General features: G+C 58.5%; 14 protein-coding genes. 5 read left to right on the plus strand and 9 right to left on the minus strand.

The features are described from left to right. The first annotated feature begins 273 nt into the window (after positions 1-273). Complete coding sequence (locus AACX78_RS11260; RefSeq protein ID WP_021140432.1) at positions 274-522, plus strand: DinI family protein; 249 nt, start codon at positions 274-276, stop codon at positions 520-522. A 150-nt stretch (positions 523-672) separates the two neighbouring features. Here AACX78_RS11260 and AACX78_RS11265 read toward each other — a convergent pair whose 3' ends face one another. The 5 genes from AACX78_RS11265 to dcuC form a co-directional block, all read right to left on the minus strand. Further along, positions 673-1,503: a DUF2927 domain-containing protein gene (locus tag AACX78_RS11265; RefSeq protein ID WP_159166245.1), complete on the minus strand. Its 831-nt coding sequence runs from the start codon at positions 1,501-1,503 to the stop codon at positions 673-675. A 25-nt stretch (positions 1,504-1,528) separates the two neighbouring features. After that, the gene (locus AACX78_RS11270) at positions 1,529-2,032 is read right to left on the minus strand and encodes a M48 family metallopeptidase (protein ID WP_159166246.1); all 504 of its coding nucleotides are present in this window, start codon (positions 2,030-2,032) and stop codon (positions 1,529-1,531) included. Positions 2,033-2,183: 151 nt separating this feature from the next. Continuing rightward, positions 2,184-3,827 (minus strand): hypothetical protein, encoded by a 1,644-nt coding sequence (locus AACX78_RS11275; protein WP_059167568.1) that lies wholly within the window; start codon positions 3,825-3,827, stop codon positions 2,184-2,186. Between the two features lie 185 nt (positions 3,828-4,012). After that, entirely contained in the window at positions 4,013-5,674 is a 1,662-nt protein-coding gene (locus AACX78_RS11280; RefSeq protein ID WP_159166247.1) for a bifunctional metallophosphatase/5'-nucleotidase, read from the minus strand. A 144-nt stretch (positions 5,675-5,818) separates the two neighbouring features. Then, a complete protein-coding gene (dcuC, locus tag AACX78_RS11285) occupies positions 5,819-7,171 on the minus strand; it encodes an anaerobic C4-dicarboxylate transporter DcuC (RefSeq protein ID WP_059114290.1) in 1,353 nt (450 codons plus the stop codon). Positions 7,172-7,507: 336 nt separating this feature from the next. Between dcuC and AACX78_RS11290 the strand changes: the two genes are divergently transcribed. Continuing rightward, positions 7,508-8,107, plus strand: a complete 600-nt coding sequence (locus tag AACX78_RS11290; RefSeq protein WP_201302836.1) for a DUF922 domain-containing Zn-dependent protease — start codon at positions 7,508-7,510, stop codon at positions 8,105-8,107. An 88-nt stretch (positions 8,108-8,195) separates the two neighbouring features. On the opposite strand, the gene mnmC is transcribed toward AACX78_RS11290, so the two are convergent. Continuing rightward, a complete protein-coding gene (mnmC, locus tag AACX78_RS11295) occupies positions 8,196-10,214 on the minus strand; it encodes a bifunctional tRNA (5-methylaminomethyl-2-thiouridine)(34)-methyltransferase MnmD/FAD-dependent 5-carboxymethylaminomethyl-2-thiouridine(34) oxidoreductase MnmC (protein ID WP_201302837.1) in 2,019 nt (672 codons plus the stop codon). Positions 10,215-10,304: 90 nt separating this feature from the next. On the opposite strand from mnmC, the gene fabB reads away from it, so the two are divergent. Then, positions 10,305-11,516 (plus strand): beta-ketoacyl-ACP synthase I, encoded by a 1,212-nt coding sequence (gene fabB / locus AACX78_RS11300; protein ID WP_159166249.1) that lies wholly within the window; start codon positions 10,305-10,307, stop codon positions 11,514-11,516. A gap of 62 nt (positions 11,517-11,578) precedes the next feature. Here fabB and AACX78_RS11305 read toward each other — a convergent pair whose 3' ends face one another. From AACX78_RS11305 to AACX78_RS11315, 3 genes are all read right to left on the minus strand, one after another. Continuing rightward, positions 11,579-12,073 (minus strand): GNAT family N-acetyltransferase, encoded by a 495-nt coding sequence (locus AACX78_RS11305; protein ID WP_159166250.1) that lies wholly within the window; start codon positions 12,071-12,073, stop codon positions 11,579-11,581. A 119-nt stretch (positions 12,074-12,192) separates the two neighbouring features. Further along, complete coding sequence (locus AACX78_RS11310; protein ID WP_159166251.1) at positions 12,193-12,513, minus strand: DUF4377 domain-containing protein; 321 nt, start codon at positions 12,511-12,513, stop codon at positions 12,193-12,195. A 94-nt stretch (positions 12,514-12,607) separates the two neighbouring features. Beyond that, positions 12,608-13,894, minus strand: coding sequence for a citrate synthase (locus AACX78_RS11315; RefSeq protein ID WP_159166252.1), 1,287 nt, complete (start codon positions 13,892-13,894; stop codon positions 12,608-12,610). A gap of 423 nt (positions 13,895-14,317) precedes the next feature. Here AACX78_RS11315 and sdhC point away from each other — a divergent pair, with 423 nt between their 5' ends. Further along, positions 14,318-14,707 (plus strand): succinate dehydrogenase cytochrome b556 subunit, encoded by a 390-nt coding sequence (sdhC, locus tag AACX78_RS11320; RefSeq protein WP_005300207.1) that lies wholly within the window; start codon positions 14,318-14,320, stop codon positions 14,705-14,707. Continuing rightward, positions 14,701-15,045: a succinate dehydrogenase, hydrophobic membrane anchor protein gene (gene sdhD / locus AACX78_RS11325; protein WP_005310895.1), complete on the plus strand. Its 345-nt coding sequence runs from the start codon at positions 14,701-14,703 to the stop codon at positions 15,043-15,045. Before sdhC ends, sdhD begins: the two co-directional genes overlap by 7 nt. Position 15,046 lies beyond the last annotated feature (1 nt).

The following is a 15,046-nucleotide window of genomic DNA, read 5'->3' on the forward strand; positions in this document are numbered from 1 at the left end:
GCTCTATGAATTGATATGTTATCTTATAACAATCAAATCATGCTCCTGTTGAGAATGAATATCAACTATTTTTTAGGGCGCTATCGGGGTAGATGAAGGGAGGCATGGAGCATAAAACGGGCGGGTATGAGCCGCCCGGGAGAAGGAAAACCGGTTATCTGCGACGTCACTGCAACTTTGATTGAAGGCCTGCTTGGGGAAGCAGATAATCCCTCCTTTACTTTTGATTTTTACTGTATAAAAATACAGTTATAAATCATGGAGACTTATCCTATGCGTCTGGAAATCATCATCGACAAGAAACATCAGATCCCCACCACTACCATGGAGGCGCTGCGTCAGGAGCTGCTCAAGCAGTTGGGCGAGAAGTTCCCCGACCTGCATGTGCGGGTCGCGCCGGGCGGCGCCATGGCGATGACGGTCAGCCGTGCCAGCAAGGAAGACAAGGAGCTGGCGGAGGCCATGGTGCAGGAGGTGTGGGAGAACGCCGACAGCTGGATGCCGGAAAACGCCGCCTCCTGAGGCTCGATGGCTACCGCATGAGCGTAAATAAGGCTGGCCAGGCCTGAAACCGGATTATCGGATCACATGAAACGCAGCCCTGGGCTGCGTTTTCTGTATCTGGCTATGTTGCGACTCGCACTGTTCAGCCTCTGCTGAAGACAGATGCGCTTACAATCCGGCCCACCGTTTGAGGCTGTTGACCTGCACTCTCTGATCGGCCTGGGTTATCTCGCCATTGGCGCGAAGTGCCTTGATGGCGACAGGCAGGGCGGTGCGCACCTCGGCGGCCGTCATGCCGGCGTGAAGGGCAGGGTGATAGGCGAGCTTGAGCAGCACATAGTCGAGTCCGGTGGGGAAGCTGTCGATGCTGTTGTCATTGAAGATGGAGGGAAACACCTTGTCCGAGTCGTTGGGCAGCCCCATCACCTGGGTGAGCTCTTCCACCACACAGTCGAGAAAACGTCCCTTGGCGCGGCTGTAATCCACGGGAATGATGATGGTGGCGCGTGCTATCTCGTAACGGGCATTGATGGCAAAGTTGGCCATACAGAGCCCTTCCTTGAGCGCCGTCGTGATGGCCGCACCCTGGCCCATGGTCCGTTTGGCCCAGCTCGCCATCCGGGCACGTTCGGTCATGATGAGTGTGATGTTGGGTTTGTCGCTTACCAGGGTGATGGGGCGGCCTATGATGCCAGCCAGATGTTGGCTCTGGATCTTGACCACTTCGGTTTGCAGCGGTTTGTCGCCAAACTCGTTGATGAGCTTGAGGCGGATGGGTTGTTGCCAGCGGGCAAATCGCACGTTCTGCTCCTTGCCATACTCCCGCTTCATGGCGACTTCGAAAAAACTGTCGATGAGATACGCATCGCTCTGCCAGCGCTCGGCGGCAGTGAGGGGCAGCGCCAGTAGCTGCGCCATCATGAACCACACTCCCGTCAGCCATCCCTTGAACATGACGGAACGGGGGCGGGGCAACAGGGTGCGGCGAAATGGGATCATGTTTCCTCCTTGAAACGGCTATCGATCAGCGAGCGGCACGCTCAAGGTCACGCCAAGTAAGCCAGAGCCTGAGATCAAACTCCAGTTGATGATAGTCCGGCTCCATGTGCTGACAGAGCTGGTAGAAGGCCTTGTTGTGATCCTTCTCTTTCAGGTGGGCCAGCTCGTGTACCACTATCATCTTCAAAAAGGCAGGGTGGGCCTCCTTGAACAGGGCGGCGATGCGGATCTCGTTCTTGGCCTTGAGCTTGTTGCCTTGCACCCGGCTGACGTAGGTGTGCAGACCGAGGGCATCCTTGATCACGTTGATCTTGCCGTCGAAGATCACCTTGGACAGGGGCGCCGAGCTTTTGAGGTAGCGATTCTTCAACTCCATGGTGTAACCCAGCAATGCCTTGTCACTCTGGATCAGGTGACGGTCCGGGTAGCGTTTTTCCAGCATATCCCCAAGCTTGCCTGCCGCGATCAGCTGTTGTACCTGGGCCTTGAGCGGGTCTGGATAGCCCCCGAGATAGGTCAGTTCCACCATGGTTTGTCACTCGTCACATCAAAAAGAGCGTCATTGTAGTCATCCCGCGTCGGCTTGGATAGGGCTTGCGCTTGCCCGAAACGGGTCGTGCGCCCAAACAAAAGGACCGTCACTGCATGCAATGACGGCCCTTTTCGGCGATGGAGCGGGATCAGCGCCTGCGATAGAGGCCCGGATCCACCTCTTCATACTGGCTCACCAGATATTGATAGAAGGCGAGGCTGGATGGAGTGGTCGGTTTTTTCAGCTCGTCTGCAACCCGCTCCGGTTTGGCGATGATGAACTTGGGGCTCTGGCGCTTGATGTCGGCCAGCACCCGCTCACGCACATCGTAGGGCGGATTGACGTTGGCAAAGAAGAGGTAGGCCGACGCTGGCTGGCGATCGGTCCACAGATAGTATTGCGGCTGAATGCCATCGACCCAGATCTTGTCGGTCGGGCCGGTTTCGGCCTTGATCCGGTCGACCCGCACCTGGGCCGGCGGGTTGAACGGCTTGCCCTTCAGGCTGCCCTCCCAGGCGTTGTTGAGCAACAGGGCAAGCATGGCCAGCGAGGCGAGCCAGGGGGTGGCACTGCGCACATCCCAGGCGCGCCACAGGGGCACCAGGATCAGCACGGGCAAGGCCCACAACAGGCTGTTGCCGAGCACTTCCCGTACTCGTTCCAGCGACCACTCTTTGGTGCTCCAGCCATAACCGAGCTGCTGGGCCAGCAGCCAGCTGGCAGTCAGCACCACCAGCGAGATGCAGAGCAGACCGAGACCATCGGCCTGCTGTTCGCTGCGATCCAGCAGACAGGCGAGCGGCAGCAGGGCCAGCGGCAGATAGAGAACGTCGTAGTGATCAAACACATGGCCGGAGACAGAGTTGGCAATCAGGGTAAAGATCACGCCAAACAGGGTGGCGCACAGGGCTGGCAGATACCACTCCTGACGCCGGCCCATCATCAGGACGATGAAGGCGGGCAGCAGCATGATGAGGCCGGTGCGCAGCAGGCCGACGCTGCCCACATCCGGCGAGAAGCCGGTGCCGTAGCTGCCCTCGAAGAAGATGTCGAAGGCGTAATACTTGAATTCGGCCAGCAGGCTGTGGTGCTGGAAGTAGGCGAACAGGGGGCCGCCAATCAGGGCCAGACCCAGCAGGCTGGAAAAGAGCAGGGCGAGGGCGCAGCGCCACTGTTCGCGCAGGCACCAGTGGCAGAACAGCACCAGATACCAGGCCCCCCAGAAGGCGCCGTTGTTGGTGCGCATCCAGGCTACGATGGCAAAGGTCAGCGCCGCCACCAGAGCTGGGCCCCAGCTGAAGCGTTTGTCCAGCAGCATGGTGATGAAGGCCCACTGGGCGATAAGGGCCAGGTGGAATGTCCAGTCCTCTGTCATGTTGCCGTAGTAATAGCGGGTGCTGTAGAGCGCCAGCACCGCCAGCATGGTGCCGAGGCGGGCGCGCAGGGAGAGGCCAAGCTGAGCGAATGCCTGCCAGCTGGCCAGCAGACCGAGCCAGCAGAGCGCCCACTCCAGCAGCCAGATCCCGAAGAAACCGCCCATATGATAACCGAGCGCATCGAGGGCGAAGATCATGGGGCCCTTGATGTCGATCATGTCCCGATAGAGCACGCCTCCCTCGCTCCACATCTTGCCCATCACCGCAAACAATGAGGCATCGAAACCGGGGGCCATGCCATGAAACAGCGGATTGCGCAGACAAAACAGCAATGCCAGCAGACCGGTGAGCAGGATGACTAGCGGCCTTAGGCCCGGATTGACACGAGGAGCGGTAAAACGGATGGCATGATTCATGGGTGACCTGTTCCTGCTGGGAAGTCGCGAAAGCGGGCCTATCTTGCCGAGCCTGACTGCGCTATGCAATGGGCGAGGGTAATGTGCTTGAAATAATTTGCAAAAGTGCCGCTTCCCGGCAAGAAAGCGGCACTTTTTCTGACACAGGAAGGAGAAGCGGTAACATGAGTCCCTTACCCGCCGACTCACGGCATGGCTTGAGGGCCGTGATACTCCACCAGCTCCGGCAGGGGGGCGAGTTCGGGCAGATAACGGGCCCAGCGGATGAAGGCATCCGCCAGCGTAATGCCGAGCTCCTGATTGTGCTGGGTCAGGGTGCGAGCCAACGCCGTGTAGCCCTCTTTGCCGGAGGCGGTATAGGCACTGGATACTCCCCGATAGATGGCGTCTGCCTCGACTGGCTGCCAACAGCCTGGTGCGCTTTCCCACTCCAGACGGGTGATCCTGGCCCCCTTGGGACGATCAGCCTGATAACAGAAGCGCATCCCGGCTGTGTAGGGGAAGCTGCCGTTACCATTGCCCGTCACGCCGTTGTTGGTGGCGTTGTCGATGGCGCCTTCCAGCGCCTCTGCCAGCTCATGGCCATGCACCCGGTAGAGGGTGAGGGGAATGGCAAACGGGAGCAGGCGACCTGCGATGTCTGCTTCGCTCAAGGGACCTGGCTCCAGGGAGCAGCGCACCCCCCCTGCGTTGTGCAGGGCGAAATCCACCTGACCAACCTGTTCGCGGGCACCGATCAGCATGGCGTGGGCCACCAGCGGAGCAACCTGGCTGCCGGCGGGCAGATTGGCATCAGGTAGGCGCTGATGATGGAGCGGCCCGGCGAGATGGGTCACGATGCGCTGGGTCATGGTCTCGAGCTCGGGCCGGTAGCGTTTGGCCAGATGCTGCTCGAGCTCGGGGGCCGGCTCGCAGAAATACAGCCCTGCAGGGGGCTCTGAGGCAAACGGCCAGGGTTGCCAGGGCAACCATTCCAGTTGGCCTTGACTGCGACTCACACGTCCGCTGGCATCAAACTCCAGCTCGCATACCCCCAGGCAGAGCGCGCTGTGGGCGGCATGGAGGATAGCCACGTCGTTCACCATCAACGGATAACTGCCATCGCTCTCGAGCCCCAAAGGCGCGAGATCCCCCAGTTGACTGTGGGTGTGGCCGCCAATGATGAGGCTCAGTTCCGGAAAGCGGGCAGCAAGGCGCTTGTCTTGCTCCAGTCCCAGGTGGCTAAGCAAAATAATGTGGTGGATGCCCGCAGCCTTGATCTCGCCGATCGCGGCTGTCAGGGTGTCATCGATACCATGGAAGCGTGTATGGGGATCCGGATTGGCGATGGCGGCCATCTGCGGCAGCGTGATGCCAAGCAGCGCAAAGGGGACGCCGTCTATGATGCGTTTGTGCCAGGGACGGCTGGCATCATGAAGCATGGGCAGGCCCTGCAGGCGCAGCGGGGTATCGGCCGGCTCCTGGCTGCTGTCGAGGTTGGCCGCCAGCACGGGAAAATCGAGCTGGCGCAAAAATTCCACCAGAGGACCGTTGCCCAGATCGAACTCGTGATTGCCGATCACCATGGCATCGGGTCGCAACAGGCTCAGCAAGTCGGCATTGGCCCGTCCCTTGAAGCGGTTGAAATAGAGTGACCCCTGAAAGGTATCGCCACCGTGCAGGAACAGGCAGGTCTGGCCCGCCGCGTCAGCATGCTGGCGCAGGGCGGTGAGTCTGGTAAGAATGCGGGGATAGCCGCCACACGGGGTGCGCCATTCTGACTCGCCAACAGGGAAGAAGCGCATGGGGGCGCCATCGAAATGGGAGTGGCAGTCACTGAAATGGGCAAGTTGAACCGTAATACTCATCTCGGTCCTCCTTAGAGAAAAAGAGCACCGAGTCTACTCCAACCTCGGGGGAAGATACTAGCCCGGCAGGACGCCGGGCTAGTAAGGGAAGAGAAGGACCAAACGGGAGCCTGCTCAGGGAACCGCGTTGGTCCCACGCAGATCTCAGGCGGGAACCATGATCTGGGTGGCAAGGATCACCACCACCAGGCCGACGGCGACCGGTACCGAGGTGCGTTTGACCACCTCGAACGGGGAGAGGTTGCCCATGCCCGCACAGGCAACCACCACGCCGGAGACGGGCGAGATGGTGCGACCCAGGTTGGAGGCTTGCAGCATGGGGATGACCAGATAGGCGGGATTGACGCCGAGGCTGGTGGCCAGGTGCGGGATCAGCTCTACGAAGGCGTAGAAGGGAGCATTGCCGGAACCTGTGGTAAAGGCGGCCAGGGTGGTGATGACTACCAGTACCAGCATGATGACGATACCGCCGGTGCCAAAGCTCTGGGCCAGATCCAGGAGGTTCGCGATGAAGCCCAGCCCCATCAGACCCTGGGCAAACACACCGGCACCCACCAGCAGCATGACCACGCCGGCGAAGGCATCTGCCATGCTGCGCCAGCATACCTGCAGACCGTCGAGCAGATCCTTGCCATTGCGTTTGCGCACCAGCTCCAGCAAGGCAGCCAGCACCAGACAGATGACGATGATGGTCACTATGTCGAGTTTGGGGCCCACTTTGCCGTCAAACAGCAGCACGCCGATGATGGGGGTAAACGGCAGTATGGCGTAGAAGCCAGGAGCATCCGTGATGAGATCGCTCGGTGCGACAGGCTCGTTGTGCTCGCCCGATTTCTGGTCAAGATAACGCTGCCAGAAGAAGTGGGCGACCGCCATGGCGGCGATGGCCACCAGCGAGATGGGCAGGGTCAGCTTGAAGGCAAAGTCGAGCAGCTCCATGTTGGCGGCCTGGGCGGCCATCACAACGTCACCCGAGGTGGGCGCCAGAATGATGGCGGCAGGAGAAGCACACACAGCGGCTGCGGCGCCACGGGAGATCCCCATATTGACCATCAGCGGGAACAGGGTGGCCATCAAGAGCACGCCCAGACCGGTTGCAGAGCTCACCGCCAGCGACATGGCACAGGCGACCAGATAGGCGGCCACCAGTAGTATGTAGGGGGATTTGATGATACCGAGCGGCTTGCTGGCCAGCTTCACCAAGATTGTGTTGGCACCGATGTGGCTCATGTAGCCGGCAAAACCGCACAGCACCATGATCAGCATGCCCAGGCCACCACCACGATCCACCAGCAAGAAGCGCACATATTCGAAGATATCGGTGGCAACATGGCCGGTGGAGGTGACGCTGGCGGGCAGCACCGTCTTGCCCATCAGGGCGGTAATGGTCAGCAGCAGCAAACCGCCGCTGAGCAGCACCCCGGTGGCCGAGTAGCCCTTGAAGATGTAGCGCCCCACGGTCAGGGTGACCAGGGTACCAATAAGGAGTTCCATCATAGAGTGAGTTCCTGAGTACGAAATGAAGGTGGATGCATTTCATGGGTTAACTTGGCGGTTAATCTGGTCAATTGCGGAAAGCATCAACAGAAAACTCGGCGATTATTATCTAATAAGGGGTAACTCACCATGATGTTGGTCATCACTTGTGATCTCGCTTGCAAATCAATGGGGACGCGGGGTTGCGACTTGTCTGGCTGGCACATAGTCTTTGTGACGGGAGTAGATGACTGCCGACGGGAACGCGGTTAATCTCTTGTTTCGTTTATTAATACGTTGATTGTTAATTAAAATAACACTCCAGTCATCAACGAGGTCAGGGCAGCATAAATGGGCATGGTGAGCAAAGTTTTCATGGTGGCACTCTTGCTCCATGCTGCTACGGTCGGGGCCGAAACGTCGCATTATGCCGGCATCAAGGTGGAGCCGGATATCAAGGTGGATTTCCAGTTTTATCGGGTTTTTGGGCAGGATGTCGCCAGTGTGGCCCGGCAGATAGCAAAACAGGGGCCTGCCCAGGCCAGAGGCCATATCGGCATGGCCAGTTACCAACTTTCCTGGCAACTGCAGACCCGCCCCGGGGTGAGCCGCTGCGAGCTGGAACAGATCAAGGTCATGACCCGCATCAAGGTGATGGTGCCGAACTGGATGGACAAGGCCAGAGCTTCCGCCGCCGAGCGGCAAAAGTGGGACGCGCTGGTGGGCGCCATGTTCGACTACGAGAGCCGCCACAAGGACATACTGCTGGAGAGCGTCAGCCAGCTAGGAATCAAGCTGGTACAACTGCCGGTGGCGCGCGATTGCGCTGCCTTGCAATATCAGGCCTGGCAGCAGGGGCAGGAGGTGCTTGCCAGCTCCCGTGAGCGCTTCACTCTGTTGCAGCAGCAGACCGATCATGGCCGCAAACTTGGGCTGGTCTGGCCCAAAGGCATCTAGCACATCGACATGCATGACAAGCGATAAAACGGGCTCCCATCGGGGAGCCCGTTTTTATTGTATTCAAGCCGTCAGCTGCACCAATGGGTTAATTGAGGGGCTTGCCCTTGAGCAGTTTGCGTATCCAGTAGCGGGCAGGATGAAGCGCTTCCAGCAGGTCGGTGGCCAGTGGCAAGGGATCGCCGCAGATCTCGCTGGCGAGCAGTTCGCCACACAGAGGCGCCGAGCACAGTCCCCGCGAACCGAGTGCCCCCAGCACGTAGAGGCCCGGATGAAGCGGCAGCGGCGCCGGGTTTTGTTGATCACGCTGAAGCTGGGCGTAGTGATCCGCCAACCCTGCCAACCTGGCGATTGGCCCTGCCACCGGCAGGTGATCCCGGCTGGCGCAGCGCACGCCGACCCTGGCCTCATTGCTGCTTACATCCACCTCTGCTGGCCAGGCCTGGTCCGGCAGGCAGGCTTGCAGCCGTGCCTGGTTCTGAGCTTGTTCTTCTGCGCTGAATGCCTGTGTGCTCTGATTGCGGCCATAGCTGGCGCCGATGCAGTGTTCTGCATTATGGGCTGGCGTGAGATAGCCGTCGTAGCAGAGCACCGTCTTGAGCTGGCTCAGGGTTGCAGTGGTCGGCACATGGCTCACCTGACCGCGCACCGGATAGAGCGGCAGCTCGGCAAAGGGGAGCAGGGCTGGCAACTGATGACCGGCAGCCACTACCAGATTGGGGGCCTGCCATTGACGACCCTCACGACTTGCAACCAGCCAGCCATCCACTTGCTCATGAACAGCCGTGATCGGGCAATCGTACTCCACTTGCAGCAGACCGCTTGCCTGCGCCTCCTTTATTGCTGCGCGGGTGAGGTCGGCCGGACAGAGCCAGCCCCCCAACGGATAGCTGACCCCGGCATGACCCGAGGGCAGACCACATTCGTGTTCGGCTTCAGCGGGAGTCAGCGGGCGCATCAGCGCGTGCGGGAAGGGGCCCTGTTGCATCTTGGCCAGCTTGGCGGTGGATTTGTCGTCATAGCCAAGCTGTACCACACCGCATAAATCAAAGGCGATGGGATGGCGCTCGGTCAGGCTCAGCAGCCGTTGGCGTGCATAGCCGAAGGCCAGTGAATAAAAGCGTGACAAGGCATCGTGCTCGCCGTTGAGCAGGGGATAGAGTGCCCCCTGTCGATTGCCGGAGGCACCGGTCGCCAGTTCATGGTCCTCGCAAAGCAGAGTGACCTTGCGGCCCCGCTCTACCAGAGAGAGCGCCGTCATGGCCGAGGCGATGCCGCCGCCGATGATCACTACCTCGCCGTCTCGCCCTGCCAGTCTGGCATACCAGGGGGCAATGGTGCGCTGTGGTCTCTTGTCTACCCGCTCGCCTGCCAGCATTGCCCACTTGCTGCCATGGCCCTTGACCTTCTTCATGGCAAAGCCGGCGGCAATCAGGCCACGACGCACGAAGCCGGCGCTGGTAAAGGTGGAGAGGGTTGCACCGGGACGAGCAAGGCGGGCCAGGCCGTCGAACAAGTCTTGCGTCCACATCTCGGGATTTTTTGCCGGTGCGAATCCATCCAGATACCAGGCATCCACCAGCCCCTGTTCACCATGAGGTACTTGCGGCAGCATCTCCTTGATGTCCCCAAGCCAGAGATCGAGTCGAATGCGGCCGCCCGCAAAGTGCAGACGATGGCAGCCAGGGACGGGCAGTGGCCACTGTGCTATGAGTGCCTGGCTGAAGGGGGCAAGCTCGGGCCAGGCGGCCAGCGCCTTGCCAATATCGTCACGGGTGAGGGGGAATTTTTCGAAACTGATGAAGTGCAGACGGGCGCCGTTACCGGTTTGGGGTGCCTGTTCCATGAAGGCTTTCATTGTCGCCAGAAAGTTAAGGCCTGTGCCGAAACCTGTTTCACCTATCACGAAACTGTCACTATTGTGGTGCGAAAATCGCGCTGGCAACCCATTTTGCTGCAAAAAGACGTAGCGGGTTTCACTTAGACCGTTATCATTGGAAAAGTACACATCCCCGAAGTCACTGGAGACTGGAGTTCCCGCTTCATTCCAGTCCAATCGGGCATGATGTAAGGATGTTTGACTCACGTTTCCCTCTGCTCGCGTCATAAGAACGCGGGCATTCTACGTGAAAGCAGACCAGTTTGGCAGCCGAAAGCGGGTAGACTTGGCGCCAGTTTTTCCAGACGAGATGAATTAATGAGAAGAGCAGTGATCACCGGTATCGGCGTCATCTCCAGTATCGGCAACAACAAGGAAGAAGTGCTGGCCTCCCTGAAAGCAGGTAAATCCGGCATCACCTATTCCGAGCAGTTCGAGCAGTACAACCTGCGCAGCCGTGTCTGGGGTAACATCAAACTCGAGCCGTCTGAACTGATCGACCGTAAAGTCATGCGTTTCATGGGTGACGCTGCGGCCTATGCCTATCTCTCCATGCAACAGGCCATTGATGATGCCGGTCTGCAGGAAGATCAGGTCTCCAACGAGCGTACCGGCCTGGTGGTCGGTTCCGGTGGTGCCTCCGGCAAGAACACCTCTGAGTCCTGCGATATTGCCCGTGAAAAAGGCGTCAAGCGGGTGGGTCCCTACATGGTGCCGCGTACCATGTCTTCCACCACCTCCGCTTGTCTGGCCACTCCGTTCAAGATCAAGGGTGTGAACTACTCCATCAGCTCCGCCTGCGCTACCTCTGCGCACTGCATCGGTCACGCCATGGAACTGATCCAGCTGGGCAAGCAGGATGTGGTCTTCGCCGGCGGCGGTGAAGAGCTGGATTGGTCCTCCACCATACAGTTCGACGCCATGGGCGCCCTGTCCACCAAGTACAACGACACCCCGGAAAAAGCATCCCGTACCTATGACGCCGACCGCGATGGTTTCGTCATTTCCGGTGGCGGCGGCATTCTGGTGGTCGAGGCGCTGGAACACGCCCTGGCCCGTGGTGCTCACATCTATGCCGAGCTGACCGGTTACGGTGCCACTTCCGATGGCTACGACATGGTCGCTCCGAGCGGTGAAGGCGCCGTGCGTTGCATGAAGATGGCGATGCAGGGTGTTGGCAAGGTGGATTACATCAACACCCACGGCACCTCTACCCCGGTCGGTGATACCAAGGAGCTGGAAGCTATCCAGACACTGTTTGGCACCCAGGGCCCCAAAATCTCCGCCACCAAGGCGATGACTGGCCATGCGCTGGGCGCTGCCGGCGTGCACGAGGCTGTCTACTCCCTGCTGATGATGGAACATGGCTTTATCGCCCCCAGCATCAACATCGAGACTCTGGACGAGAAGGCCGAAGGTCTGCCCATAGTACGCGAGTACGAAGCGGCCGATCTCAATACCGTCATGTCCAACAGCTTCGGCTTTGGCGGTACCAACGCATCACTGGTATTCAGCAAGTTCAAGGCTTGATGACTCGATGATGTGAAAAAAGGCGCCGAAAGGCGCCTTTTTTATTGGCTGCGGGGCGACCCTCAAGCAGGGTCTGGCAGGGGCCGCCGCATGTAAACGGCACCTTCACCATATTCGTTAAGTGGTTTGGGTGTAGCGGCAGGGACAAAGCCCTGTTTGTGCCAGAAACGAGCCGCGCCCTGTACCGCTACCAGACCCATATGTTCATAACCTTCCTCACTGGCAAAGGTAAGGGCGGTCTCCAGCAGCAACTGGCCAACGCCCTTGCCGCGCGCCTGCTTTGAGACGGCCAAGTCGTGCAGATAGAACTCGTCGTTTCCCGCCAGGGTCTGCATCCGTACCGACAGGGACGGTGGCTGGTGGGCTTGCCAGGGATGGCAGAGCAGGTAACCCAGCACCTTGCCCTGATATTCTGCCACCCAGCAGCAGTCGGGAGCCAGGTCGGCCTTGTTGCTCATGACCTCGAGGGGCTCAGGATCCAGCTGCTGATAGCACTCGTCCTGAATGGCCATGATAGTGGGCCAGTCGTTGGCCTTAGTGGTACGGATCGTGATCATAGTGAGAGGGCATCGCTGCCTGGGTACGCTGATTAATTAATGTGTGCGTTTGCCAGCCTATCAGAATGCGGCCAGGAACTGAACAATCATTTCCAAACGATGCCTTTGATGGCAAGCCTTTAGCGGGCAGCCTGCTTGCTGACGATCTTGATCAGGCGATAACGCTGGGAGGGGGCATCCGCCGGTACATCGGTGAGCTGCTCCTTGCTGACGGTCAAGTGGTACCGGTAGCCGGGTTCAAACTGAAATCCTTCAATCTGTTGGTAGAAGAGGCTCCAGGCTTGCTGCTCGTCGCTGCGAACCTGCATGCACTGCATGGGACCGACACCGACGCAGTCAACCAGCTGGCTGTTGATGTAGAGGGTTTCCTCCTGTGACGGGGCGGGAGTGGTCTGGCAGGCGGTGAGCAGCAGGGTGGCGCTGAGGAAGAGTGGTCTCATGATGGACTCCTTTTGATCGAAAAGGGGCATTAGAGCGGCAAATAAAAAGGCGGTCAATGACCGCCTTGGTAACAAACCATGTCGATTCAGGGCATCAGCGCTGATCGATAGGAGTGAATTCCCGCAGTGCCTGCCCTGTATAGAGCTGACGCGGACGACCGATCTTCTGATCCGGATCCGAGTGCATTTCGTTCCAGTGGGCAATCCAGCCGATGGTACGGGAGATGGCGAAGATCACGGTGAACATGGACATGGGGATGCCGATGGCCTTCATGATGATGCCGGAGTAGAAGTCCACGTTCGGGTAGAGCTTCTTCTCGATGAAGTAGGGGTCGGACAGCGCAATGCGTTCCAGCTCCATGGCCACTTCCAGCAGCGGATCCTTGATCTGCAGCTCTTCCAGCACTTCGTGGCAGGTCTGACGCATCACCTGGGCACGGGGATCGTGGTTCTTGTAGACACGGTGACCGAAACCCATCAGACGGAAGGGATCGTTCTTGTCCTTGGCCTTGGCGATGTACTCGGGAATGCGTTCCACCGAGCCGATCTCTTCGAGCATCTTGAGGCAAGCTTCGTTGGCACCACCGTGGGCCGGACCCCACAGGGAGGCGATCCCGGCGGCAATACAGGCAAACGGGTTGGCACCGGAGGAGCCGGCCAGACGCACTGTGGAGGTGGAGGCGTTTTGCTCGTGATCCGCATGCAGGGTAAAGATGCGGTCCATGGCGCGTTCGACGATGGGATTGACCTTGTACTCTTCGGTCGGCACGCCAAACATCATGTGCAGGAAGTTGCCGGCATAGGAGAGGGCGTTACGCGGCTGCATGAACGGCTGACCGATGGAGTACTTGTAGCACATGGCGGCCAGGGTCGGCATCTTGGAGAGCAGACGGAAGGCACAGATCTCGCGATGCTCTTCATTGTTGATGTCGAGCGCATCGTGATAGAAGGCAGACAGCGCACTGACCACGCCGCACATGATGGCCATGGGGTGGGAGTCACGACGGAAGCCGCGGAAGAAGAAGGCGATCTGTTCGTGCACCATGGTATGGCGGGTGACCAGACGATCGAATTCCGTGTACTGCGCCTTGGTGGGTGCCTCGCCGTACAGCAGGATATAGCAGACTTCGAGGTAGCTGGCCTGGGTGGCCAACTGGGCGATGGGGTAACCACGGTGCAGCAAGACACCCTGATCGCCGTCGATATAGGTAATGGATGATTTACAAGCACCGGTTGCCATAAATCCGGGGTCAAAGGTGAAGTACCCTTGCGCGCCCAATTTTCTGACGTCAATCACGTCGGGTCCGACAGTCCCTGACAGGATCGGTAGTTCTACCGGGTCTTTACCGGGCAGATGTAGGGTGGCTATCTTATCAGCCATAGCACGTCTCCTTTGCTCTTTTATAATTGGTTCCAGCTCTACTTTATTACGAGTTTGATGACGCTGGCAAAGGTTCTGACCCGTACCAGGGCGGCTGGAGCGCCTTATTTGAAACAGAGTTCAGGGTCGTTGTCAATTTTGCTGGATGATCATTAATGATTTGTTAAATGAGTTGTGAGATCTGGTTTACGGTTTTGAGTTTTCTTTGTAGCTAATTGATTGTCATTGGTTAAGCCCGCCGATATACTGCGCCTCGTGGGTGATGGCTGTCGGTGTTTGAAACGCTTTCGCAAAGCCGGATGTGATATTGAAAATGTTATTTTTGGCTTTCCCGAGTTGTTTTGGTAACAAAAACCTAACAAATGCCACTCCGTGCCCTCATAAGCGTGTAAAAACAATAACTAACGTGCTCAATGGAGCTGAGTGGGCAAAGCCGTGAAAAATAAACAGAGACCTGTAAACCTCGACCTACAGACGATCAGCTTTCCTGTCACCGCCATCGCTTCCATCTTGCATCGTGTCTCAGGGGTGATCACCTTTGTGGCGCTCTCTATCTTGCTGTGGATGCTTGGTACTTCACTCGCCTCTCCCGAAGGATTTGAAACAGTGGTGTCCATCATGGACAACTTCCTGGTCAAATTCGTGTTGTGGGGGATCCTGACTGCGCTGGCTTACCACATTGTGGGCGGTCTGCGTCACCTGGTCATGGACATGGGCTATTGGGAAGAGCTGGAATCCGGTAATCAGAGTGCCCGTGTGGCCTTCGTGATCACCGCGATTTTGGCGGTATTGGCGGGGGTACTGGTATGGTAACCAATTCTGCAACATTCGGGCGCAGCGGTGTTCATGATTACATCCTGATCCGCGCCACCGCCCTCATCATGACGGCTTACGTCCTCTATCTGGTTGGTTTTGTCGCCTTCAATGACATCAGCTACGAGGTATGGACCGGCTTTTTCGCCAAAACTTTCACCAAGGTATTCACCCTGTTGACCCTGCTGTGCGTACTGATCCACGCCTGGATTGGTCTGTGGCAGGTGCTGACTGATTATATCAAGCCGGTGGGACTGCGTGGCGCACTGCAATTTGCGCTGGTCGTGGTGCTGTTTGTCTATCTGATGACTGGTTTCGTCGTGCTGTGGGGTGTGTAAG

It is taken from the genome of Aeromonas sp. 9A, assembly GCF_963900955.1.
In the GTDB taxonomy this organism is placed as follows: Bacteria; Pseudomonadota; Gammaproteobacteria; order Enterobacterales; family Aeromonadaceae; genus Aeromonas; species Aeromonas salmonicida.

Excerpts from the sequence above, each read along its gene's own strand:
- fabB (WP_159166249.1), top strand. The coding sequence starts at position 10,305 with ATGAGAAGAGCAGTGATCACCGGTATCGGCGTCATCTCCAGTATCGGC.
- AACX78_RS11270 (WP_159166246.1), bottom strand. The coding sequence starts at position 2,032 with ATGGTGGAACTGACCTATCTCGGGGGCTATCCAGACCCGCTCAAGGCC.
- AACX78_RS11265 (WP_159166245.1), bottom strand. The coding sequence starts at position 1,503 with ATGATCCCATTTCGCCGCACCCTGTTGCCCCGCCCCCGTTCCGTCATG.
- sdhD (WP_005310895.1), top strand. The coding sequence starts at position 14,701 with ATGGTAACCAATTCTGCAACATTCGGGCGCAGCGGTGTTCATGATTAC.
- AACX78_RS11260 (WP_021140432.1), top strand. The coding sequence starts at position 274 with ATGCGTCTGGAAATCATCATCGACAAGAAACATCAGATCCCCACCACT.
- dcuC (WP_059114290.1), bottom strand. The coding sequence starts at position 7,171 with ATGATGGAACTCCTTATTGGTACCCTGGTCACCCTGACCGTGGGGCGC.
- AACX78_RS11315 (WP_159166252.1), bottom strand. The coding sequence starts at position 13,894 with ATGGCTGATAAGATAGCCACCCTACATCTGCCCGGTAAAGACCCGGTA.
- mnmC (WP_201302837.1), bottom strand. The coding sequence starts at position 10,214 with ATGACGCGAGCAGAGGGAAACGTGAGTCAAACATCCTTACATCATGCC.
- AACX78_RS11305 (WP_159166250.1), bottom strand. The coding sequence starts at position 12,073 with ATGATCACGATCCGTACCACTAAGGCCAACGACTGGCCCACTATCATG.
- AACX78_RS11275 (WP_059167568.1), bottom strand. The coding sequence starts at position 3,827 with ATGAATCATGCCATCCGTTTTACCGCTCCTCGTGTCAATCCGGGCCTA.
- AACX78_RS11290 (WP_201302836.1), top strand. The coding sequence starts at position 7,508 with ATGGTGAGCAAAGTTTTCATGGTGGCACTCTTGCTCCATGCTGCTACG.
- AACX78_RS11280 (WP_159166247.1), bottom strand. The coding sequence starts at position 5,674 with ATGAGTATTACGGTTCAACTTGCCCATTTCAGTGACTGCCACTCCCAT.
- AACX78_RS11310 (WP_159166251.1), bottom strand. The coding sequence starts at position 12,513 with ATGAGACCACTCTTCCTCAGCGCCACCCTGCTGCTCACCGCCTGCCAG.